This window comes from Pseudomonas sp. 01L34 (assembly GCF_056400265.1).
The window spans coordinates 242437-265361 of the sequence record NZ_JBFTSX010000006.1; the positions used below are offsets into that span (position 1 = coordinate 242437).

Genomic DNA, 22925 nt, shown 5'->3' on the forward strand with positions numbered 1-22925 from the left:
GTTTTTTCCACCGTACACCGTGCTGGCACTTTAACTGGCCGTTGGTTTTTTGATCTGTTTTCGGCGAGGGTTGCTCGTGATTGTTAGTCCCTGTAATGCACCAAAATTGTCTGCCAAACGGTTTCGAAATGCTCTGGTAGCGGGCTCTGCACTGCTCTGCCTGTTCAGCGCCGGCCAGCTTTGGGCATTCAATCTGGATGACGTATCGGTCAAGGCAAAAGAGCTGGCCGGGCAAAAATACGAAGCCCCGCGCAGTAACCTGCCGAATGAATTTCGTGAAATGAAATTCGCGGATTATCAAAAAATCCGCTTCCTCACCGAAAAAGCCGAGTGGGCTAACCAGAAAACCCCATTCAAGCTGTCGTTCTATCACCAGGGCATGCACTTCGATACGCCGGTGAAAATCAACGAAATCACGGCCAACACCGTCGAAGAGATCAAATACGACCCAAGTCGTTTCGATTTCGGCGATATGAAGTTCGATCCTAAAGCCACCGAGCAGCTGGGTTATGCCGGTTTCCGTGTGCTCTACCCGATCAACAAGGCCGACAAGCAAGACGAAATCATGACCATGCTCGGCGCGAGTTACTTCCGCGTCGTCGGCAAGGGCCACACCTATGGCTTGTCCGCTCGCGGCATGGCCATCGATACCGCCTTGCCGTCCGGCGAAGAGTTCCCGCGTTTCACCGAGTTCTGGATTCAGCAGCCGAAGCCGGGTGACAAGCACCTGGTGATCTTCGCCCTGCTGGATTCGCCGCGCGCCACTGGTGCCTATCGCCTGACCCTGCGTCCGGGCAGCGACACGGTCGTCGACGTCAAGGCCAAGATGTTTCTGCGTGACAAGGTCACCAAACTTGGCGTTGCGCCGCTGACCAGCATGTTCCTGTTCGGCGCCAACCAGCCGTCGAAAGTGCTGAACTACCGTCGCGAACTGCACGACTCCAGCGGTCTGTCGATCCATGCAGGCAACGGCGAATGGATCTGGCGCCCATTGAACAACCCGAAACACCTGGCCGTGAGCAACTTCTCGATCGAGAACCCGCGCGGTTTCGGCTTGCTGCAACGTGGCCGTGACTTCAGCCACTACGAAGACCTCGATGACCGCTACGACAAGCGCCCAAGTGCCTGGATCGAGCCGAAAGGCGATTGGGGCAAGGGCTCCGTCGATCTGGTGGAGATTCCTACCGCTGACGAAACCAACGACAATATCGTTGCTTTCTGGAGTCCGGAAAAACTGCCAGAGCCTGGCCAACCCCTGGACGTCGCCTATCGCATGCACTGGACCATCGACGAAGCCGCCCTGCATTCGGCGGACAGCGCCTGGGTTCAACAGACCCTGCGTTCCACGGGTGACGTGAAGCAGTCGAACCTGATTCGTCAGCCGGACGGCAGCGTGGCCTACCTGGTGGATTTCCAAGGTCCGTCCCTGCAAGACTTGCCGGAAGATGCTGAAGTACGCAGCCAGGTTAGCGTTGGCGACAACGCGGAACTGGTCGAGAACAGTGTCCGTTACAACCCTGAAACCAAGGGCTGGCGCCTGACCCTGCGGATGAAGATCAAGGATCCGGGCAAGTCCACTGAAATGCGTGCAGCACTGGTCAAGACCATCACGCCGGCCGAGACGATCAAGACCACGGCGCCAGCGTCCAGCTCTTCCGTTGCCAAGGCCGACAAGATCGCCGCCAAGCAGCAGGAGAAGAAGGACAAGGAGGCCAAGCAAGCTGAAGCGCAAGCCCAGCAAGTCAAGGACACCAAGGACAAGGACAACAAAGACGCCAAGCAGCCTGTCGCTGCCGAAGCGGCCCCTGCCACACCGGAATCGGCACCGACTGAACAAGTCCTGACCGAGACCTGGAGCTATCAGTTGCCTGCCGATGAGTAATTCACAAGTACAGCCACAAACGCTTGCCGAGTACCTGGCGCATTTGCCGATGACCGACGAGCAGCGCGCGGAACTCGCGGGCTGCAAGTCTTTCAGTGAATTGCACGAACGTCTGTCGTCCCAGGCGTTCGACGCGCCGACCGATGCCGCCCAGGCGTCGGTCGGGCGGCGCCTGACCCTGAACACCGCCGAAGAACTGGCGGATGCGCAAATGTTGGGACTCGACGCCAGTGGTCGGGTTTGCCTCAAGGCAGCCCCGCCGATCCGTCGGACCAAAGTCGTTCCGGAGCCATGGCGCACCAATATTCTGGTGCGTGGCTGGCGTCGGCTGACCGGTCGCACCAACCCGCCGAAGCCGCCGAAAGACGAGAACGTGTTGCCAGCAGCTCGCTGGCGCACCGTCGGTTCGATCCGTCGTTACATTCTGTTGGTGCTGATGCTTGGTCAGACGATCGTCGCCGGCTGGTACATGAAAGGCATCATGCCGTACCAGGGCTGGTCGTTCGTCGATCTGGAAGAAGTCCTGCACCAACCGCTGCTGCAAACTGCGGCCCAAGTGCTGCCTTACGTGTTGCAAACCAGCATCCTGATTCTGTTCGGGATTCTGTTCTGTTGGGTGTCGGCCGGTTTCTGGACCGCGCTGATGGGCTTCCTCGAGTTGATCACCGGTCGCGACAAGTACCGCATTTCCGGCGCCAGCGCCGGCAACGAGCCGATCGCCAAGGACGCACGCACCGCATTGGTGATGCCGATCTGCAACGAAGACGTGCCGCGGGTGTTCGCCGGTTTGCGGGCGACCTTCGAGTCGGTTGCAGCCTCGGGTAACCTGGATCGCTTCGACTTTTTCGTGCTCAGCGACAGTAACGACGCCGATATCTGCGTCGCCGAACAGCAGGCCTGGCTGGACGTCTGCCGTGAAGCCAAGGGCTTCGGCAAGATCTTCTACCGCCGCCGTCGTCGTCGCGTAAAACGTAAAAGCGGCAACCTCGACGACTTCTGCCGTCGTTGGGGCGGTGACTACAAATACATGGTCGTGCTCGACGCCGACAGCGTAATGAGTGGCGAATGCCTGAGCAGCCTGGTGCGCCTGATGGAAGCCACGCCGGACGCCGGGATCATCCAGACCGCGCCGCGTGCGTCGGGCATGGACACCCTTTATGCGCGTATGCAGCAGTTCGCCACCCGTGTGTACGGTCCACTGTTCACCGCTGGCCTGCACTTCTGGCAGTTGGGCGAATCCCACTACTGGGGCCACAACGCAATCATCCGCATGAAGCCGTTCATCGAGCACTGCGCCCTGGCGCCGTTGCCCGGTAAAGGCGCGTTCGCCGGTGCGATTCTGTCCCACGACTTTGTTGAAGCGGCGCTGATGCGCCGTGCCGGCTGGGGCGTGTGGATTGCCTATGACTTGCCGGGCAGCTACGAAGAACTGCCACCGAACCTGCTGGACGAACTCAAGCGTGACCGTCGCTGGTGCCACGGCAACCTGATGAACTTCCGGCTGTTCCTGGTCAAGGGCATGCACCCGGTACACCGTGCGGTGTTCCTGACAGGCGTGATGTCTTACTTGTCGGCGCCGTTGTGGTTCTTCTTCCTCGTGCTGTCGACAGCCCTGCTGGCGACCAACACGCTGATGGAGCCGCAGTACTTCCTGGAGCCGCGCCAGCTCTATCCGCTGTGGCCACAATGGCACCCGGACAAGGCGATCGCACTGTTCTCGACGACTATCGTGCTGCTGTTCCTGCCGAAGCTGCTGAGCATCATCCTGATCTGGGCCAAAGGCGCGAAAGAGTTCGGTGGCAGGTTCAAGGTGACGCTGTCGATGCTGCTGGAAATGTTGTTCTCCATGCTGCTGGCGCCGGTGCGGATGATTTTCCACACCCGTTTCGTGCTCGCCGCGTTCCTCGGCTGGGCCGCGACCTGGAACTCGCCGCAACGTGACGACGACTCCACGCCGTGGAGCGAAGCGGTCAAGCGCCACGGTCCGCAAACCTTGCTGGGTTTCTTCTGGGCGTTGCTGGTGATCTGGCTGAACCCGAGCTTCCTCTGGTGGCTGGTGCCGATCGTCGGTTCGCTGATGCTGTCGATTCCGGTGTCGGTGATCTCCAGTCGTGTCGGCCTGGGCCTGAAGTCCCGTGACGAGAGCCTGTTCCTGATTCCTGAGGAATACAATCCGCCGCAGGCATTGCTGGCGACCGATCAGTACACCCACGAAAACCGCTGGCATGCACTGCACGACGGCTTCGTCCGGTCGGTGGTCGATCCGCAGCAGAACGCGTTGGCGTGTGCGCTGGCGACATCTCGTCACCGTCAGGCCGAGCCGATCGAATGGCTGCGTATCGAGCGGGTTCGCCATGCGATGAAAGTCGGGCCTGAAGGGCTGACCAACAACGAGCGCGTGGCCCTGCTGAGTGATCCGGTGGCACTGGGTCGCTTGCATGAGCAGGTCTGGAGCGAAGGCCATGCCGAGTGGCTGCAGGCCTGGCGCGCTTCGGTGGATGCCGATCCGCATGCGCCGCTGTTGCCGCTCAAGCCGTTGAGCGTGCAGCCTCAGTTGGCATAATGAAAAACCCCGCGAAAGCGGGGTTTTTTTTGTGCTGATGATCGCTCCCGTGTTCTGCGTGGGAACGATCAAACAAATCTCCCTCAACCCCTTGTGCAAACGGCCGAGTGCGTTAGCATCCGTCCCCGAATTGGTGCGCCCGGACAACTTTCTGTTCGTATCTGCCGGTTTCCCAAAGGAAACCTGCGGTTTGCGTGCCTCACAATGCGATGGGTTTTGGGGACTTGAAGATGAAGAAGTATCTGTCGATGCTGCTGGTCGGCGTCACGGCATTGGTTGCAGTCAGCTCGGTGCAGGCCGGTGCCATCGATGACGCGGTCAAGCGCGGCACGCTGAAAGTCGGCATGGACCCGACCTACATGCCGTTCGAAATGACCAACAAGCGCGGCGAAATCATCGGTTTCGAAGTCGACATCCTCAAAGCCATGGCCAAGGCCATGGGCGTCAAGCTGGAAATGGTATCCACCGGCTACGACGGCATCATCCCGGCCCTGCTGACCGACAAGTTCGACATGATCGGCAGTGGCATGACCCTGACCCAGGAACGCAACCTGCGCCTGAACTTCAGCGAGCCCTTCATCGTGGTCGGCCAGACACTGCTGATCCGCAAGGAGCTGGAAGGCACCATCAAGTCCTATAAAGACCTGAATACCGCCGACTACCGCATCACCTCCAAGCTCGGCACCACCGGCGAGATGGTCGCCAAAAAACTCATTTCCAAAGCCAAGTACCACGGCTACGACAATGAGCAGGAAGCCGTGCTCGACGTGGTCAACGGCAAGGCTGACGCCTTCATCTACGACGCGCCTTACAACGTCGTGGCGGTGAACAAGGTCGGCAACGGCAAACTGCTGTTCCTCGACAAGCCGTTCACCTATGAGCCTTTGGCTTTCGGCCTGAAGAAAGGCGATTACGACAGCCTCAACTTCATCAACAACTTCCTGCACCAGATTCACGAAGACGGCACCTACGATCGCATCCATGACAAGTGGTTTAAAGACACCGCCTGGCTCAAGGACATGGAGTAACACCTCTACTTGATCGTTCCCACGCTCTGCGTGGGAATGCCGCCCGGGACGCTCCGCGTTCCTTCGCAAGCGTGACGCAGAGCGTCACTGGATGCATTCCCACGCAGAGCGTGGGAACGAGCGAATCAGAGAAACGTTTAATGAAACAGAAAAAAACCCAATGGCCCTGGCACGTATTAACCGTGCTGGTGCTGATCGGTCTGGCTGGCGCGTTGTACTACGCCACCTCGCTGATGTCCTACGAGTGGCGCTGGAACCGTGTGCCGCAGTACTTCGCCTACCACGCCGAAGAGTCCCTGCGCGCGGCCGACATCTCCACCGTCAGCGAGCTGGTGCGCAAGGGCAGCAAGGCTGAAGTCACCCTGCGCAATGATGCAGGGGATGAGCAGCACCTGACGGTTGACGACAACAGCCTGCAAGTCGCGCAAGGCGATGATGTGGCCGAAGGCGATGTGATCGGCGTGACCCGGCATTGGGCCGCCGGCCCGCTGCTATGGGGGCTCTGGACCACGTTGTGGTTGTCCCTGGTGTCTGGCGTGCTTGGCCTGCTGATCGGCCTGGCCACCGGGCTGTGCCGCCTGTCGAACAACCCGACCCTGCGCGACCTCTCGACGATCTACGTCGAGCTGGTGCGCGGTACGCCGCTGCTGGTGCAGATTTTCATTTTCTACTTCTTCATCGGCACCGTGATGAACCTCTCCCGGGAGTTCGCCGGGATCGCCGCGCTGTCGCTGTTCACCGGTGCCTACGTGGCGGAGATCATCCGCTCTGGCGTGCAATCAATTGCACGCGGCCAGAACGAAGCGGCGCGCTCCCTCGGTTTGAGCGGTGGCCAGTCGATGCGCCACGTGGTGCTGCCACAAGCGTTCAAGCGTGTGCTGCCGCCGCTGGCCGGGCAGTTCATCAGTCTGGTCAAGGACACCTCGCTGGTGTCGGTGATCGCGATTACCGAACTGTTGAAAAGCGGTCGCGAAGTCATCACCACCTCGTTCTCGCCGTTCGAAATCCTGTTCTGCGTGGCTGGGCTGTACCTGTTGATCAACCTGCCGCTGTCGAAAATCGCCAGTCGGCTTGAGCGGAGGCTCGCGCAAAGTGATTGAAGTCCGCGATCTGATAAAAGTCTTCGACACCCGCGGCCAGGTGGTTCGCGCGGTGGACAACGTCACCACCCAAGTGGCGAAGGGCGAAGTATTGGTGGTGATCGGCCCGTCCGGTTCCGGCAAGTCGACCTTTCTGCGCTGCCTGAATGGCCTGGAAGCGTTCGACTCCGGTTCGGTGAGCATCGACGGTCTGCAACTGGCCGACCCGAAAACCGACGTCAACGCCTACCGCCGCGAAGTCGGCATGGTGTTTCAGCATTTCAACCTGTTCCCGCACATGACCGTGCTGGAAAACCTCTGCCTGGCCCAGAAAGTCGTGCGCAAGCGCGGCAAGAAGGAGCGCGAGGCCAAGGCCATGGTGTTGCTGGAAAAGGTCGGTATCGCTCAGAAGGCCCACGAGTTTCCATCGCGCCTGTCCGGTGGTCAGCAGCAGCGCGTGGCCATCGCCCGGGCGTTGGCGATGGAGCCGAAGGTCATGCTGTTCGATGAGCCGACGTCGGCGCTCGACCCGGAAATGGTCGGTGAAGTGCTGGATGTGATGAAGACCCTGGCCGTGGAAGGCATGACCATGGTTTGCGTCACCCACGAAATGGGCTTCGCCCGGGAAGTGGCGGACCGGGTGCTGTTCTTCGATCACGGCAAATTGCTGGAAGACGCCTCACCGGCCGAGTTCTTCGATGCACCGAAGGATCCCCGTGCGCAGGCGTTTTTGCGCCAGGTTTTGTAACCGCATCGCCCAAAAAAGATCGCAGCCTTCGGCAGCTCCTACTACAGGCTGCCGAATGCTGCGATCTTTTTGCTTTGTGTGGTGTTAAACCTTGAATCTGCCCACCAGCATCTGCAAATGCGTCCCCAACCGCGCCAGCTCGACGCTGGAGGCCGCGGTCTCTTCACTCGCGGCCGAGGTCTGCTCGGACACGTCACGCACGTTAAGCACGCTGCGGTTGATCTCTTCGGCCACCGAGCTCTGTTGCTCGGCGGCAGCGGCGATCTGCTGGTTCATCGACTGGATCGCCGACACGGTGCGGGTGATGCTCTCCAGCGAGCCGCCAGCGCGGCGGGTCAGTTCGACGCTGCTGTCGGTCAGGTTGCGGCTGTTGTCCATGATGGTCGCGACTTGCTGAGTGCCGGTTTGCAGGCCGACGATCAGCTCTTCGATTTCTTCGGTGGACTTCTGGGTACGCTGGGCCAGGCTGCGGACTTCGTCGGCGACCACCGCAAAGCCACGCCCGGCTTCACCGGCACGAGCGGCTTCGATGGCGGCGTTGAGCGCCAGCAGGTTGGTTTGCTGGGCCACGGATTTGATCACGTCGAGCACGCTGCCGATCTTGTCGCTTTCGCGCTTCAGGTCGCCCATGGCAGCAGTGGAATTGCCGACTTCGAGGGCCAGGCGCTCGATCTGGGCGATGGCTTCGCCGACCACCCTGTCACCCTCGCGGGCCTGCTGGTCGGCGGCGACGGCGGCTTCGGACGCTTCCTCGGCATTGCGCGCGACTTCCTGCACGGTGGCGGTCATTTCGTGCATGGCGGTGGCCACCTGATCGGTTTCGACCTTCTGACTGTTGACCCCGGCGCTGGTCTGCTCGGTGACGGCTGACAGTTCTTCAGCGGCGCTGGCGATTTGGGTCACGCCGTCGCTGATGCCGCCGATCAGCTCCCGCAGACTGACGACCATCCGCTGAAGGGTGCTTTGTAATTGACCCAGCTCGTCGCTGCGAGCGACCTCAAGGTTATGGCTCAGGTCGCCCGAGGCGACACGTTCGACAGCAGTCAAAGTCTGTTGCAGTGGAACGACGATCTGCCGCGTAATGATCGAGGCGGCGAGGAGGCCAAACGCTAACGCCAAGACGGTCACGATGATCAGCGTGCTTTTTGCCTGGGCCGTCTCTTGGTCACGGATGTCGGTTTGCGAGCGGGTCAACTGTGCGCTCAGGTCATTCAAACGGATCTCCTGATCCACCATCTTCTTGAGGGCTGTGGCGCTGGCCACCTGCGAGTCGCGGAACTGGCTGACAGCGGCGCGGTAGCCTTTAAGCGATTCGGTGGCTTGTTGCAGGTTGGCGGTGTGCTGTTCCGGCAGTTTGCCCGGCAGGCTTTCAAGGTTTTTCAGGGCATTGTCGATGGCATCCAGCGCCGGTTGCTCGGCTTCGGTCTTGCCGCTGTAGGTGTAACCGCGAACCTGGAAGCGCGCTTGTTGGATCAGTTTGCTCAGCTCGACCACGCTGTTGAATTGAGCGACGCTATCACCTTGCAGCAAGGACTTTTCGACTTCTGAGACCCTGGCCGCGGCGTTGTCGGCGGTGGCGCCGAGCTTGGATCGGGCCGATTCGCGGTTCTGCGTCGCTTGGGTCATGTCGGCAAAGGCGCGTTTGTACTCACCGATGGCGGCCAGTTGCTGATTGAGCATTTCCTGATTCACAGGGCGCACAAACAGTTTGAGGGCGAGCTGTACGCCATCATCGAGCTTGCCCAGGAGTTCGCTGACGGCTGCCGGACCTTGTTCGCCACGGCGCATTTCGTAGTCAACACGGGCGGTTCGCAAATCCTTGCTCAAGTTGTTGAGACTGGCGATGTGACTCTGCTTGTCTGCGCGAGTGATCACACCGCTCAGGCTATTCCAGCCAGTGAAGGTGATCAGGAGAGTCATGAGCAGCACGAGGCCAAAGCCGACACTCAACTTGTGATTGACGCTTACGTTTCCCAGTTTTTCGGCTAGCCAACGGTACATGCTGCAACTCCCCTCGGACCATTATTCGGTTTTATGGGGACTGTATCGGCAGGCAGGCTGGAACCTGTAGGTGAGCAAACACCTGTGGCGAGGGAGCTTGCTCCCGCTTGGGCGCGAAGCGGCCACCGCTTTTCCCGGCAAGACCGCATTCACCTGTTTTACGACTGCTTCGCAGCCGAGCGGGACGGTGCGGCGATCCGACAAGCTCCCTCGCCACAAGGGTAAGTGTCTGGGTTAGAACAGCCGCGAAAGCAGCGCAGTGACGGCTGTTTCGACCCGCAGGATGCGCTCGCCGAGCTGCACCGGTTGCAGGCCGGCCTTGGCCAGCAGGTCGATTTCGTAAGGAATCCAGCCGCCTTCGGGGCCGATGGCCAGGGTCACGGGTTCGTCCAGGCCACGGGGGCAGGGCGGGTAATTGCCGGGATGACCGACCAGGCCGAGAGTGCCTTCAGTGATTGCTGGCAGGCGATCTTCGACAAAAGGTTTGAAACGCTTCTCGATGACGACCTCTGGCAGCACGCTGTCCCGGGCTTGTTCAAGCCCCAGGATCAATTGTTCGCGAATCGCCTCAGGTTCCAGGAACGGGGTTTGCCAGAAGCTCTTCTCGACGCGATAGCTGTTTACCAGAACGATTCGTGGCACACCCATGGCGGCCACGGTCTGAAACACCCTGCGGAGCATTTTCGGGCGTGGCAGGGCCAATACCAGGGTCAGTGGCAGCTTGGCTGGTGGCGGCTGGTCGAGGGTGACGCGCAACTCGGCTTCGTCAGCGTCCAGGCGCAGCACTTCGGCGGCACCCATCAGCCCGCCGATACGCCCGACGCGCATGCTGTCACCCACTTCACAGCGGTGGACTTCCTGCATATGGGTCAAGCGGCGATCGCGCAGGATCGCCCGGTCGGCCGCAATGAAATCGGCCTCCTCGAGGAGCAGCAGGTTCACGCTTGGGTCGCTGGCGGCTGATCGTTGTGATCGTCAGCCGGTTTTTCGTCCGGGTGCTCGCCGCGTTTGCTGATCAGGCTGCCGAACAGGACGCCGATCTCGAACAGCAACCACATTGGTACGGCCAACAGCGTCTGCGAGAAGATGTCCGGCGGCGTCAGGATCATGCCGACCACGAAGCAGCCGATGACCACATACGGGCGGATTTTCTTCAGGTAGGCGACGTTGACCACGCCGATCCACACCAGCAGCACCACGGCCACCGGGATCTCGAACGCCACGCCGAAGGCGAAGAACAGCGTCATGACGAAATCGAGGTAGCTGGTGATGTCGGTCATCATTTCCACGCCGGCCGGGGTGGCAGCGGCGAAGAACTTGAAGATCAGCGGGAACACCAGGAAGTAGGCGAAGGCCATGCCGGTGTAGAACAGCAGGATGCTGGAGACCAGCAACGGCACGGCGATGCGCTTCTCATGCTTGTACAGGCCTGGCGCGATGAACCCCCAGATCTGATGCAGGATCACCGGGATTGCCAGGAACAGCGAGACCATCATGGTCAGCTTCAGCGGCGTCAGGAACGGCGACGACACGTCGGTGGCGATCATCGTCGCGCCGGCCGGCAGGTACTGGCGCAACGGCGTGGAGACGAAGGTGTAGATCTGCTGGGTGAAGGCGAACAACCCGGCGAAGATGATGAAAATCGCCGCTACACAGCGCAGCAGACGGGTGCGCAACTCGGTGAGGTGCGAGACCAGTGGCATGTGCTGGTCGTTTTCGGGGAGATCGCTCATGGGGCTCGCGGCGGCAAAGTGGTGTCGTGAGGCGCCGGGGTTGTCGGCGCAGCGGCAGGAGCAACAGGTTCTACTGGGCTGGCAGGCGCAGGTTCAGCAGCTGCAACCGCCGGCGTGACTTCAGCTGTTGGCGCATGAATCGTCGGCGTCGCCACAGGTTCCACCGGCGTTGGCTCCTGCTGGGTCGGCGTGAAAATCTTCCGCGCCTCCTGCTCCAGGGACAGAATGTGCTCGTTGTGCAGTTGCCGGCGAATTTCGTCGGCACCGATTTCACGTTCAACTTCCTGTTTGATCGCGTTGAAGCTGCGCTTCAGCCGCCCGACCCACAGGCCAGCGGTGCGCGCAGCACCCGGCAGGCGCTCGGGGCCCAGCACCAGCAGGGCGACGAGGCCGACGAGCAGCAGTTCAGAGAAGCTGATACCAAACATTAGTCAGTGCTCACGAGTCTTTGCGGATCGGCTCTTCGACTTTTTGCGCCTGCACGTCGATGGTGTGCGGCGGGTTCACAGACGTTGTGGCCTGTGGCTGGGTCGGCGGAACCGGTTGGGCCGGAGTCGCAGTCGGGTCGGCCGGTTTCTCTTCGTCGTTCATGGCCTTGCGAAAGCCCTTGATCGACTCGCCCACGTCAGTGCCGAGATTTTTCAGTTTCTTGGTGCCGAACACCAGCACCACGACAACCAGGATGACGATCCAGTGTTTCCAGTCAAAAATGCCCATGTTGCGTTCCTCTCTAATAATTATTCAGGCGGACGGACGCGAGGCTTTCTCGACGTGTCCGGACAGACCGAAGCGACGGTCCAGTTCATCGAGCACAGCCTGTGGATGTTGCCCCAACTGGGCGAGCATGACCATGCTGTGGAACCACAGGTCGGCGGTCTCGTAGATCACATCGCTGCAGTCACCGCTGATGGCGGCATCCTTGGCGGCGATAATGGTTTCGACCGACTCTTCGCCGACCTTTTCCAGAATCTTGTTCAAGCCCTTGTGGTACAGGCTGGCGACGTACGAGCTGTCGGCGGCGGCGCCTTTGCGTTCTTCCAGCACCTGGGCCAGACGGGTCAGGGTGTCAGTCATGAGTATGTCCTGCGCAATAGATAGCGTGCGGGTCTTTGAGAACCGGGTCGACGGTTTTCCAGTCGCCGTTCTCGAAAACGCGGTAGAAGCAGCTCTGACGGCCGGTATGGCAGGCGATGTCGCCGATCTGCTCGACCATCAGGATGATCACGTCAGCGTCACAGTCCAGGCGCATCTCATGCAGGGTTTGCACGTGGCCGGACTCTTCGCCCTTGCGCCACAGCTTGCCACGGGAACGTGACCAGTAAATGGCACGGTTCTCGGCGGCGGTCAATTGCAGTGCTTCGCGGTTCATCCAGGCCATCATCAGGACGCGTCCGGTCTTGTGATCCTGGGCAATCGCGGGCACCAGGCCATCGGCGTCCCACTTGATCTCGTCCAGCCAGTTTTTCATCTTCGACTCCGACAGCGGGCTCTACTTCAATAGTTGAGGCCAATGTTCAAATTCAGCGTTCAAACAGTGTGCCAGCCGATGATCCAACTGGCTATCGGCGAACGACCAGATACAAGCCGATCGCCACCATGATTCCGGCGGGCCAATGCCCCAGTTCGTGCAACGGGCCACCGGCTGCGAGTATCGTGCCACCCGCCAGATGAGCGGTGCCGAGCAGGCGCAGGAACACGTCGTCCTTGCGCCGGTGCCACGGAGGCGGCGGGTCGTTGGCGTGGGGTTGGGACATGCGCTCAAGCAGGTCGCGGGCCATGTTGGCCAGGTGCGGGAGTTGCTCGAACTGGCTCTGCACGTTGCCCAGCAAGGCTTTGGGGCTGACGCGCTCGCGCATCCAGCGTTCGAGGAACGGCTGGGCGGTGTTCCACAGATCGAGGTCCGGGTACAACTGACGACCCAGGCCTTCGATGTTCAACAGGGTTTTTTGCAGCAAGACCAACTGCGGCTGCACTTCCATGTTGAAGCGTCGAGCGGTCTGGAACAGGCGCATCAGTACCTGACCAAAGGAAATATCTTTTAACGGTTTTTCGAAGATCGGCTCGCACACCGTGCGGATCGCCGCTTCGAATTCGTTGAGCTTGGTTTCCGCCGGTACCCAGCCCGAGTCGATGTGTAATTGCGCGACACGCCGGTAGTCACGCTTGAAGAACGCGAACAGGTTGCGCGCCAGATAGTCCTGGTCTTCCGGGGTCAGGCTGCCAACGATGCCGCAGTCGATGGCGATGTACTGCGGGCTCCAGGGCTGCACGGTGCTGACGAAAATGTTGCCGGGGTGCATGTCGGCGTGGAAGAAGCTGTCGCGGAACACCTGGGTGAAGAAGATCTCCACGCCACGCTCGGCGAGCATTTTCATGTCGGTGCGCTGGTCGGCCAAGGTCGCGAGGTCGGTGACCTGAATCCCGTAGATGCGCTCCATCACCAGCACTTTCGGTCTGCACCAGTCCCAATAGACTTGCGGCACATACAGTAGCGGCGAACCGTCGAAGTTGCGCTTCAACTGGCTGGCGTTGGCGGCCTCACGCAGCAGATCGAGTTCGTCGTAGATGGTTTTTTCGTAATCACTGACCACGTCCACCGGGTGTAGCAGACGGGCGTCGGCCGAGAGTTTTTCCGCGGCGCGGGCCAGAATGAACAGCCATGCCAGGTCCTGGGCAATCACCGGTTTGAGGCCCGGGCGGATCACCTTGACCACCACTTCTTCACCGGTTTTCAGCTGCGCGGCATGCACCTGCGCCACCGAGGCCGAGGCCAGCGGTTCGACGTCGAAACGAGAGAAGACTTCACTGATCTTTTTGCCGAGCTGCTCTTCGATCAGCCGGACCGACACTTGTGAGTCGAACGGCGGCACCCGGTCCTGCAACATCATCAACTCATCGGCGATGTCTTCGGGCAGCAGGTCGCGGCGTGTCGAAAGGATCTGGCCGAACTTGATGAAAATCGGCCCAAGGTCCTGCAACGCCAGGCGCAATCGTGCGCCACGGCTCAGGTCCAGGGGCTTGCGCGGGAACCAGCGCCACGGCAAGGCATAGCGCAGCGCCAGCAGAAACCAGGGCAATGGCAGGGCGAACAGCAGGTCATCGAGGCGGTAGCGGATCACGACGCGCTGGATGCGCAACAAACGGCGGACGGCAAGCAGCTTCATGCGTTATCGCTTGGGTCGAGGGATCGGGAAAGGCGCTCGAAACGCGCCTCGAGACGTTCCAGATCGAGTTTGATCTGGTCCAGTTCACTGAAACGGGCTTCGGCTTCGCGCTGACCGACTAGGGTGCGCGATTCTTCGGCCAGGTATTCGCCCAGGTTCTGGTTGAGGCTGGCGAACCCTTGCTGATACCAGCGTGCGCGGCTGCGCAGGTGACCGCCGACCAGTTGCGTGGCCACAGGCCCCAGCCAGCGCGAGAGTTCATACTCCCAGTCCAGCTCCAGGTCCTGCAGGACCGCCGCCAGTTCCAGCAGCACGCCGCTGTCGCCGTCGAGTTCGACTTCCGGGGCATGCAGCACCGACGTCTTGTCTTTGCTCGTCGCCAGTTTCAACAGGCTTGAGGCCGGTGCGCGCAAGGTGCAGTCGGCACCGGTTTCCCAGTGGGACGCCAGCATCAGGCCTTCATCGCTGGGCAGGATGAACAATTGCAACGCCGGGCTGCGGCAGTCGACGGCAATCACCTTGCCACTCAAATGCGCCAGCCGCGGCAGCGCCGTGCTGTCGAGACGCAGCACCCGGTTCAGACCGAGTTCAACGCTGGCGAGCAGGCCGGCCAGCAACATCAGGGTTTGATGCCACGGTGCAGGGCGACGATGCCTGCGGTCATGTTGTGGTAGGTCACGCGGTCGAAACCGGCCTCGACCATCATCGACTTCAGGGTTTCCTGATTCGGGTGCATGCGGATCGATTCGGCCAGGTAGCGATAGCTTTCCGAATCATTGGTGATCAGCTTGCCCATCAATGGCATGAAGGCGAACGAATAGGCATCATAGGCTTTGGACATCAGTGCGTTGGTGGGTTTGGAGAACTCCAGCACCAGCAGGCGACCGCCGGGCTTGAGCACGCGCAGCATCGAGCGCAGGGCGTCTTCTTTATGCGTCACGTTGCGCAGGCCGAAAGCGATGGTCACGCAGTCGAAGTGGTTGTCCGGGAACGGCAGCTTTTCAGCGTCGGCCTGGACGAATTCGACGTTGCCGGACACACCCAGATCCAGCAGGCGGTCACGACCGACCTTGAGCATGGATTCGTTGATGTCGGCCAACACTACCTGACCAGTTGGTCCCACAAGATGCGAAAACTTTTTGGTCAGGTCGCCAGTGCCGCCGGCGATGTCCAGCACGCGGTTACCGGCACGCACGCCCGACAGTTCGATCGCGAAACGCTTCCACAGACGGTGCATGCCGCCCGACAGGAGGTCGTTCATCAAGTCGTACTTGGCGGCTACCGAGTGGAAAACCTCAGCGACTTTTTCCGCTTTCTGGCTTTCCGGAACGTTTTTGAAGCCGAAGTGAGTGGTGGGTTCGGCATCGCTGCCTTTGCGCTGATCAGTCATATCGCTGTCACCAAAATAGAATGCGGGACATTCTAATCCCGGTGGCCTGCTTTGTCTTGGCAAGGCTGAAGGTAAGATATAGAGAAACCGGGACGTTTTGACGCAGTAACGGTCAAGATGCTTCAGGAAGTGTCCATAAAGCAGGAGTCATTCGATGGCCCATATTAGTGTTGAGCGTGCCCATGGCCTGGGTAAGGAAGCGGCCCGCGAGAAGGCCGACAAGTTGGCGCAGAAACTGTCCGATCAATATGGCCTGGAGCCACAGTGGTCTGGCGACACGCTGAACCTCAAGCGCTCCGGTGTGAAAGGGGCGGTGCATGTGGGCGAGGATTCGATCCGGGTTGATGTCGAATTGGGGCTGTTGATGTCCGCCATGAGCAGCACCATCAAATCGGAAATCGAAAGGGCCCTCGACAAAGCCCTCGCGTGACTCCCCCAAAGATCGCAGCCTTCGGCGGCTCCTGCATTGAAATGTGTACATCTGCAGGCGTTGCCGAAGACTGAGATCTTTTCCCGGAGGCACCAAAGATTTGTGTCATTTGTTAGGGTGCCGTTTCTAATTTTTCTCCCTACTTTGTGCCTGAGCCCGACACTTTCGCGGGCAGTTCCTCAACCCTTCTGCGCGTGAGGTGGACCATGGCCAAAGTTATTGTGAAGAAAAAAGTCGACGTTGAGACCAGCACTCTGAACGACGTCAGATCGTATGCCCGCAAGATCTGGCTGGCGAGCCTGGGTGCTTACACCAAGGTCGGTCAAGAAGGTAGCGAGTACGTTCAAGAGTTGATCAAGGCTGGTCAAGCTGTTGAAAAGAAAGGCAAAAAAGTAGTTGCTGAGAAACTTGAAGCGGCTAATGCCGAGATCGATGAAGCCAAGAGTGAAGTGAGTACTTTCAAAGGCAAAGTCGAACTTCAACTCGACAAAGTCGAGAAGGCTTTCGATACGCGTATCGCAAGTGCCTTGAATCGTATCGGCATTCCGTCTAAACATGACGTGGAGACACTCTCTGCTAAGCTCGATGAGCTGACAGCATTGCTCGAACGTGTCGCGCGTAAATCTTAAGGAGAACGGGATGGCTGGCAAAAAGAATACTGAAAAAGAAGGCAGCTCGTGGATCGGGAAGGTCGAAGACTACTCCCGCAAGATCTGGCTGGCTGGTTTAGGCGTGTACTCGAAGATTGATTCTGACGGCAGCAAACTCTTCGATGCATTGGTTAAGGACGGCGAGAAAGCCGAGAGGCTCACCAAGAGCGCTGTCGGCAAGAAAGTCGATGCTGCCAAGGACTCCGCTTCGTCGGCCAAGTCGCGCATCAGCGGCGTGAAAGATCGCGCACTGGGCAAGTGGGATGAGCTGGAAGGGGCTTTCGACAAGCGCCTGAACAGCGCCATTTCGCGCCTGGGTGTACCGAGCCGCAATGAGGTCAAGGCACTGCACAGCAAGGTCGATACCCTGACCAAGCAAATCGAAAAACTCACCGGTGCCAAGGTTGCGCCTGTTGCGGCGAAAACCGCAGCGGCCAAACCGGCAGCTAAAAGCGCTGCCAAACCATTGGCCAAGGCCGCAGCGAAACCTGCAGCCAAAACTGCTGCTGCGAAACCTGCAGCCAAAACTGCTGCTGCGAAACCTGCAGCCAAAGCGGCCGCTAAACCCGCTGCAAAAGCTGCTGCAAAACCAGCCGCTAAACCAGCGGCCAAACCTGCAGCTAAAACCGCAGCGGCCAAACCCGCTGCGGCGAAGAAGCCAGCAGTGAAAAAACCAGCCGCCCCGAAAGCGGCCGCTCCGAAACCAGCAGTGGCTGCCGCCAAACCGGCAACCCCGGTCAGTCCGGCGAACTCCGCCGCTGCGCCGACCCCTGCTGTAACCCCGACTATCGCACCGACTCCATCGGCGCCAACCAGTCAGTCCTGATGATCGTTCCCACGCCCGGCCTGTAAAGGTCGGGCGTTTTTGTTTGTGCATGGATTCCAGAAACCATCGAAGACCCACCGGGTCAGTCGTGCTCTTCGAGGTACTGCAACGCCAACCGCTCGGTCGCGACTTTGACCGGCGGCAACAAGTGCGGCGCCACCAGCATCATGATCTGGTACACCACCAGTCGTACTTCACCTTCACGGTCGAGAATCCGCTGATAGTCCAGCGAGAACAGCAATGTCATGGTGATTTGCTCCACCAGTTGCCCCAGCGCCTGGGTGTCGCTGACCAACTGCCCCTGAGCCTTCAACTGTGCCAGCAATGAAGCCAGTGTGCGCTTCAACGCATTGAGCAGGTTGCGTATCCCCTTGGCCAGTTTCGGCAGGCGGCCGGCAAGGTTCGACAAGTCCTGGAACAGAAACCGGTATTGAGCCAGGCGTTCGACGATCAGGTGCAGGAACAGCCAGTAATCTTCGGGGGCCAATTCCACATCGGACGGTGGATCGAGCAAGGGCGTCAGTTCGGTCTGGAAGCGTTCGAACAGCCCCAGGATCAGCGGCTCCTTGCCGTGGAAGTGGTAGTAGAGGTTGCCGGGGCTGATGCCCATTTCGTTGGCCACCTCCATGGTGGACACGTTCGGTTCGCCCTTCTGATTGAACAACTGCAGGGCACATTCGAGAATCCGGTCGCGGGTTTTCATCCAGTCTTCTTAATGGTCGAGTCAGGCCACGGCCATTGGCGGCCGTGGTTCATTGAACGTCAGCGCACGCGCACGTAAGTACCGGGTGCCGCCTCCATCGGTGGATAGTTCTGGTTGCCGAGGGTCATCTGGGTTTCGTGTAGTGCGCCGGAGCGTTCCTGAATCCAGCTCAGCCATTGCGTCCACCAACTGCCGTCGACGCGTTTGGCGTCGTAATACCAGGCCCGCGGGTCGCTGCTCAGTTTCGGGTTCTCGACGTAGTTGGCTTTCGAGTTGTGCGGCGGGTTGAGAATGCTCTGCACATGACCGCTGCTCGACAGCACGAAGCGCCGCTCGCCACCCAGCAGCAAGGTCGAGCGATACACCGCATCCCACGGGGTGATGTGATCGTTCATGCCGGCCACGCTGAAACTGTCGACGGTGACTTTCTGCAGGTCGATCGGTGTGCCGCACACTTCCAGCCCACCCGGATGACTCAGCGGGTTGTGCTTGAAGAAGTCCAGCAGATCGCCATGAAACGCTGCCGGCAGGCGCGTGTTGTCATTGTTCCAGTAGAGGATGTCGAACGCCGGTGGCTCCTTGCCCAGCAGGTAGTTATTGACGAAGTAATTCCAGATCAAATCGTTGGGGCGCATCCAGGCAAAAACCCTGGCCATGTCGCGACCTTCCAGAACGCCCTTCTGATATGAGCGGCGCTTGGCCGCTTCCAGCGTTTGTTCGTCGACGAAGAGGGTGGCCGGGCTTTCTATCTGACTGTCGAGCAGGCTGACCAGATAGGTCGCGCTGGACACCCGCCGCAGCTGCCGCTTGGCCTGCAAGTGCCCTTGCAGCGCGGCGATGGTCAGCCCGCCGGCGCAGGCACCCATCAGGTTGACGTCGCGGGAGCCGGTAATCGCCCGGCACACATTCATCGCTTCTTCGGTGGCTTCGACGTAAGACGACAGCCCCCATTCGCGGTGACGCACATCAGGATTGCGCCAGCTGATCACGAAGGTCTGCAAGCCGTTTTTAAGGGCGAACTGGACGAAGCTGTTACTGGGGCTCAAGTCGAAAATGTAGAACTTGTTGATCTGTGGCGGCACGATCAGCAACGGCTTGGAATACTGTTTTTCGCTCATCGGCTTGTACTGGATCAGTTCCAGCAGCTCATTGCGAAACACCACGGAGCCGGTGGTGGTGGCGACTGTCTTGCCTACCTCGAATGCTTGTTTGGTGACTTGTCTGGGCAAGCCGTCGTTGTGCAGCAGGTCATCGAGCAGATGGCCGATACCCCGCACCAGACTGTGACCGCCGGAGTTGAAGATCTCCTTGACCGCCAGCGGATTGAGCAGGGTGTTGGACGGCGCCACGGCGTCGTTGATCAAGGCAAACGCAAAGTGGGCGCGGGCGCGATCGTCCGGGCTCAGGTTGCTCTCGTCGATCCAGTTTTTGACCTCCTTCTGCCAACTCAGGTAGGCCTGCAAGCTGCGGCGATAAAAAGGGTTGAGGCTCCACGCCGGGTCGGCAAAGCGATTGTCTTGCGGATTGATCGGGTGCAGGGTCTCACCCAACAACACGCGGCCAAGCTGGCCCCCCAGCTTCAAGGCATGCCGGGCCGTGTACACCGGGTTGCGCAGACCATGGGTGGCCAGGCTGCGCAAGGTTGAAAGCAAGTCCCGGCCGCGCAGACCGGTAACCGCACTCTGTGCGTTGATGAATGCAGCGGGAGTGGGCAAGGAGCCCTTCGCTGGTTTGTCGCGCATGAGTCAACACTCCTTCGTCATCAGGCCAAAAACAAACTCACCGAACAAATCACCATAGACGTTGTTGCGGATTGTTGCGCGGTACGACGTCCTGTCGACGCTCTTTTCCTGAACCAAAGCCGGGGCCGGTCAACTGCCCGATGGCGCCGGATGCGGATGCATCACAGCGCGCTGACGTTCCTCTTCGAGAAACTTCATGATGATCGGTGCCACCGCTTCGGCCCGGGTAATCAAGAACAGATGCCCGTCGTCGATGATGTGCAATTGGGCATTGGGAATTCGCCAGGCCAGCATGCGCATATTGATCAGCGGGATCAGTGGGTCGTCGTCGCCGGCCAGCACCAGGGTCGGCTGTTGGATCTTGTGCAGCCAGTGAATGCTGGTCCAGCCAAACCCGGCGAACAGCTGCCAGTAGTAGCCCAGTTTGCCTGCCGAGCGAACCCGCGCGGCGTGACTGGCCGCCAGGGTTGGATCGCGACGGAACGAGCCGCCATAGATCATCGGCGCGATGCGAATCACATGGGACGGCTGGATGTAGCGTCGTGGGCTGGCCATCATCCACAGCACTTTCGGTTTACCCGGTACCATCACTGTGCCGGCCGCCGTGGCTGCCAGCACCAGCTTCTTGCAGCGCTCGGGATAGTCATAGGCAAATTGCTGCGCCAGGGCGCCACCCCATGACACGCCGATCACATTGACCTGCCCGTAATCGAGATAGTCGAGCATTCGCGCCGTCAGTTTCGCCAGGCCCGAAAAGCGATACGGCCGGCTGGGAGTGGATGAGCCGCCGACACCGGGTACATCGAAGGCGATGACTTCCAGGTCCGGATCCAGCGCCTGGACGAACGGAAATATCAGCTCCAGGTTGGCGCCGATGCCGTTGAAAATCAGCAAGGGCGTCAAGTGAGGCTTGCCGGGGCGTACCGCGGTGCGGAGGGTTTGCCCATCCAGGTTGACGGTACGAAATACGAACGGTTGCGGCATGCACGAAGCCCTGTAGGTTTTAAACGCTGATCGGGCCATCCCGGGCCGTCGCAGAATGTTCGAGGCTGGCCTCGAGGCTGATTAATGACAATCGCGGCACCTCCCAGTGCCGCGGACTGCGAGTTGTTTGAAGCTCAACGTTCGTGCACATACGTGCCTGGCGACGCTTCACCCGCGGGATAGGCCTTGTTGCCAAGGTTGGCGGGGGACTTTTTCAGTTTGCCCGAGCGTTCGGCCTGCCATGCCTGCCAATGCAACCACCAGGAGTCGGTGTGCTTGGTGGAATTTTCCATCCAGTCCTCGGCCTTGACCGGCATGTCAGTGCTGGTCATGTAGCGTGCTTTCGGATTGCCCGGCGGGTTCAGAATGCTCTGGATATGTCCGCTGCTGGACAGCACGAACTCGACCTTGCCGCCGAACAGCTGTGCCGACTTGTAGCAGGACTTCCACGGAGTGATGTGATCGTTGGTGCCAGCCAGGGAAAAGATGTCGGCGTCGACCTGTTTGAGGTCGATCGGTGTGCCGCACACTTCCAGTGCGTTGGGACGGATCAGTGGGTTGTTTTTGAACATCTCGATCAGGTCGCCGTGGAAAGCGGCCGGCAGGCGAGTGGTGTCGTTGTTCCAGAACAGAATGTCGAACACCGGTGGCTCGTTGCCCAACAGGTAGTTGTTGACCCAGTAGTTCCAGATCAGGTCGTTGGGGCGCATCCAGGCGAAGACTTTCGCCATGTCGCGACCTTCCAGCACGCCGGCCTGATAGGAATGGCGCTTGGCGGCTTCGAGGGTCTGCTCGTCGACGAACAGGGCCACGTCGCTGTCGAGGGTGGTGTCGAGCACGCTGACCAGCAGCGTCAGGGCGTTTACTTTCTTCTCGCCGATCGCTGCGTAATGACCCAGCAGCGCGGTGCAGGTAATGCCGCCGGAGCAGGCACCGAGCATGTTCACGTCTTTGCTGCCGGTGATCGCGGTGACCACGTCGACCGCTTCCTTGAGCGCTTCGATGTAGGTCGACAGACCCCACTCGCGTTGTTCCTTGGTCGGGTTGCGCCAGCTGACGATGAACGTCTGCATGTTGTTGCGCAGGCAGAAGCGCGCCAGGCTCTTGTCCGGGCTGAGGTCGAAAACATAGAACTTGTTGATTTGCGGCGGCACCACCAGCAGTGGGCGTTCATGCACTTGCTCGGTGATCGGCTTGTACTGGATCAGCTCCAGCACGTCGTTGCGAAAGACCACCGCGCCTTCGGTCACGCCCAGGCTCTTGCCGACTTCAAACGCGCCCATGTTGACCTGGCTCGGCATCCCGCCGTTGTGGATCAGATCCTTGGCCAGATGGGAGAGGCCGTCGAGCAGGCTTTTGCCGCCGGTTTCGAAGAAGCGTTTGACCGCCGCCGGGTTGGCTGCCGTGTTGGTCGGGGCCATGGCTTCGGTCATGAGGTTGATCACGAAATGCCCGCGAGCAACGTCCTTGGGCGAGAGATTGCTCTTATCGATCCAGGTATGGAGCTCCTTGCGCCACGCCAGATAAGTTTGCAAATAACGTTTGTAGAGAGGGTTCTGGCTCCAGGCCGGGTCGAGGAAACGGCGGTCGTCGCTTTGCGGTTGAAGCTCGGATTTTCCGAACAGCACGTTCTTGAGTTCGATGCCGAAATGGGCGACGTGCCTGGCACTGTGGATGGGTTGTCTGATGGCCTGGGTCAGCACCATTCGGGCAGAGCCCAGTAGATCCTTTCTACGCAGCCCAACAACAGGATTCAGTCCCAAGGTATTTTCTGAAGCCTGGAATTTCAGGTCATCGTTTTGCTTGTTACTCATCTACGACGCTCCATTGTCCTGAGGCGAGTACCTGAGCCCAGCTGTGTAGTCACACAGCAAACGCCAGGTACTACTGCTCGGGGTGACCGTTAATTGCGCATAGCTACAAATGCACGGAACTTGCCAGCTCCATTGGTTACCCGAGTTTAATTTTTTTCGCAAGCGGGCCAATCATTGGCCCGGCAGCC

At 59.9% G+C, this 22925-nt stretch carries 22 protein-coding genes and 1 pseudogene; 8 read left to right on the forward strand and 15 right to left on the reverse strand.

What is annotated here, in order from left to right:
- Positions 1-76: 76 nt before the first annotated feature.
- From AC1DQM_RS20150 to AC1DQM_RS20170, 5 genes are all read left to right on the forward strand, one after another.
- Complete coding sequence (locus tag AC1DQM_RS20150; RefSeq protein WP_026286649.1) at positions 77-1882, forward strand: glucan biosynthesis protein G; 1806 nt, start codon at positions 77-79, stop codon at positions 1880-1882.
- The gene (gene mdoH, locus AC1DQM_RS20155; protein WP_064615907.1) at positions 1875-4445 is read left to right on the forward strand and encodes a glucans biosynthesis glucosyltransferase MdoH; all 2571 of its coding nucleotides are present in this window, start codon (positions 1875-1877) and stop codon (positions 4443-4445) included. The genes AC1DQM_RS20150 and mdoH overlap by 8 nt, the downstream gene beginning before the upstream one ends.
- A 230-nt stretch (positions 4446-4675) precedes the next feature.
- Positions 4676-5473 (forward strand): transporter substrate-binding domain-containing protein, encoded by a 798-nt coding sequence (locus tag AC1DQM_RS20160; RefSeq protein WP_477746742.1) that lies wholly within the window; start codon positions 4676-4678, stop codon positions 5471-5473.
- A 140-nt stretch (positions 5474-5613) separates the two neighbouring features.
- Positions 5614-6573, forward strand: coding sequence for an amino acid ABC transporter permease (locus tag AC1DQM_RS20165; protein WP_477746743.1), 960 nt, complete (start codon positions 5614-5616; stop codon positions 6571-6573).
- Positions 6566-7300 (forward strand): amino acid ABC transporter ATP-binding protein, encoded by a 735-nt coding sequence (locus AC1DQM_RS20170; protein WP_007936789.1) that lies wholly within the window; start codon positions 6566-6568, stop codon positions 7298-7300. Before AC1DQM_RS20165 ends, AC1DQM_RS20170 begins: the two co-directional genes overlap by 8 nt.
- Before the next feature lie 84 nt (positions 7301-7384).
- Here the strand turns inward: AC1DQM_RS20170 and AC1DQM_RS20175 are convergent, their stop codons facing one another.
- The 11 genes and pseudogenes from AC1DQM_RS20175 to ubiE form a co-directional block, all read right to left on the reverse strand.
- The gene (locus tag AC1DQM_RS20175) at positions 7385-8248 is read right to left on the reverse strand and encodes a methyl-accepting chemotaxis protein (protein ID WP_370695246.1); all 864 of its coding nucleotides are present in this window, start codon (positions 8246-8248) and stop codon (positions 7385-7387) included.
- Positions 8240-9301 (reverse strand): annotated as a pseudogene (locus tag AC1DQM_RS20180) (methyl-accepting chemotaxis protein); the annotation flags it as partial. The gene AC1DQM_RS20175 and the pseudogene AC1DQM_RS20180, both read right to left, overlap by 9 nt.
- A gap of 234 nt (positions 9302-9535) precedes the next feature.
- Positions 9536-10243 (reverse strand): 16S rRNA (uracil(1498)-N(3))-methyltransferase, encoded by a 708-nt coding sequence (locus tag AC1DQM_RS20185; protein WP_018929166.1) that lies wholly within the window; start codon positions 10241-10243, stop codon positions 9536-9538.
- The gene (tatC, locus tag AC1DQM_RS20190) at positions 10240-11034 is read right to left on the reverse strand and encodes a twin-arginine translocase subunit TatC (protein WP_018929165.1); all 795 of its coding nucleotides are present in this window, start codon (positions 11032-11034) and stop codon (positions 10240-10242) included. Before tatC ends, AC1DQM_RS20185 begins: the two co-directional genes overlap by 4 nt.
- Positions 11031-11462: a Sec-independent protein translocase protein TatB gene (gene tatB / locus AC1DQM_RS20195; protein ID WP_028939612.1), complete on the reverse strand. Its 432-nt coding sequence runs from the start codon at positions 11460-11462 to the stop codon at positions 11031-11033. Before tatB ends, tatC begins: the two co-directional genes overlap by 4 nt.
- 10 nt (positions 11463-11472) lie before the next feature.
- Positions 11473-11751, reverse strand: a complete 279-nt coding sequence (locus AC1DQM_RS20200) for a twin-arginine translocase TatA/TatE family subunit (RefSeq protein WP_018929163.1) — start codon at positions 11749-11751, stop codon at positions 11473-11475.
- Positions 11752-11775: 24 nt separating this feature from the next.
- A complete protein-coding gene (locus AC1DQM_RS20205) occupies positions 11776-12108 on the reverse strand; it encodes a phosphoribosyl-ATP diphosphatase (protein ID WP_018929162.1) in 333 nt (110 codons plus the stop codon).
- Positions 12101-12502: a phosphoribosyl-AMP cyclohydrolase gene (gene hisI / locus AC1DQM_RS20210; RefSeq protein ID WP_477746744.1), complete on the reverse strand. Its 402-nt coding sequence runs from the start codon at positions 12500-12502 to the stop codon at positions 12101-12103. The genes AC1DQM_RS20205 and hisI overlap by 8 nt, the downstream gene beginning before the upstream one ends.
- 91 nt (positions 12503-12593) lie before the next feature.
- A complete protein-coding gene (ubiB, locus tag AC1DQM_RS20215; protein WP_018929160.1) occupies positions 12594-14198 on the reverse strand; it encodes a ubiquinone biosynthesis regulatory protein kinase UbiB in 1605 nt (534 codons plus the stop codon).
- Positions 14195-14818, reverse strand: coding sequence for a ubiquinone biosynthesis accessory factor UbiJ (locus AC1DQM_RS20220; RefSeq protein ID WP_018929159.1), 624 nt, complete (start codon positions 14816-14818; stop codon positions 14195-14197). The genes ubiB and AC1DQM_RS20220 overlap by 4 nt, the downstream gene beginning before the upstream one ends.
- Positions 14818-15588: a bifunctional demethylmenaquinone methyltransferase/2-methoxy-6-polyprenyl-1,4-benzoquinol methylase UbiE gene (gene ubiE / locus AC1DQM_RS20225; protein ID WP_007936800.1), complete on the reverse strand. Its 771-nt coding sequence runs from the start codon at positions 15586-15588 to the stop codon at positions 14818-14820. The genes AC1DQM_RS20220 and ubiE overlap by 1 nt, the downstream gene beginning before the upstream one ends.
- 154 nt (positions 15589-15742) lie before the next feature.
- Between ubiE and AC1DQM_RS20230 the strand changes: the two genes are divergently transcribed.
- From AC1DQM_RS20230 to AC1DQM_RS20240, 3 genes are all read left to right on the forward strand, one after another.
- Entirely contained in the window at positions 15743-16018 is a 276-nt protein-coding gene (locus tag AC1DQM_RS20230) for a polyhydroxyalkanoic acid system family protein (RefSeq protein ID WP_064615913.1), read from the forward strand.
- A 206-nt stretch (positions 16019-16224) separates the two neighbouring features.
- On the forward strand, positions 16225-16647 hold the full coding sequence (locus AC1DQM_RS20235) for a phasin family protein (RefSeq protein WP_111453927.1): 423 nt from the start codon (positions 16225-16227) through the stop codon (positions 16645-16647).
- Positions 16648-16657: 10 nt separating this feature from the next.
- Entirely contained in the window at positions 16658-17494 is an 837-nt protein-coding gene (locus tag AC1DQM_RS20240) for a phasin family protein (RefSeq protein WP_477746745.1), read from the forward strand.
- 82 nt (positions 17495-17576) lie between these two features.
- Here AC1DQM_RS20240 and AC1DQM_RS20245 read toward each other — a convergent pair whose 3' ends face one another.
- The 4 genes from AC1DQM_RS20245 to phaC (AC1DQM_RS20260) all read right to left on the reverse strand — a co-directional run bounded on the left by AC1DQM_RS20245 (position 17577) and on the right by phaC (AC1DQM_RS20260) (position 22737).
- Positions 17577-18197: a TetR/AcrR family transcriptional regulator gene (locus tag AC1DQM_RS20245; protein ID WP_019581845.1), complete on the reverse strand. Its 621-nt coding sequence runs from the start codon at positions 18195-18197 to the stop codon at positions 17577-17579.
- 59 nt (positions 18198-18256) lie between these two features.
- Positions 18257-19939: a class II poly(R)-hydroxyalkanoic acid synthase gene (gene phaC / locus AC1DQM_RS20250; RefSeq protein ID WP_018929154.1), complete on the reverse strand. Its 1683-nt coding sequence runs from the start codon at positions 19937-19939 to the stop codon at positions 18257-18259.
- A 129-nt stretch (positions 19940-20068) separates the two neighbouring features.
- A complete protein-coding gene (gene phaZ / locus AC1DQM_RS20255) occupies positions 20069-20923 on the reverse strand; it encodes a poly(3-hydroxyalkanoate) depolymerase (RefSeq protein ID WP_086944125.1) in 855 nt (284 codons plus the stop codon).
- A 134-nt stretch (positions 20924-21057) separates the two neighbouring features.
- A complete protein-coding gene (gene phaC, locus AC1DQM_RS20260; protein WP_026286647.1) occupies positions 21058-22737 on the reverse strand; it encodes a class II poly(R)-hydroxyalkanoic acid synthase in 1680 nt (559 codons plus the stop codon).
- Positions 22738-22925: the final 188 nt, after the last annotated feature.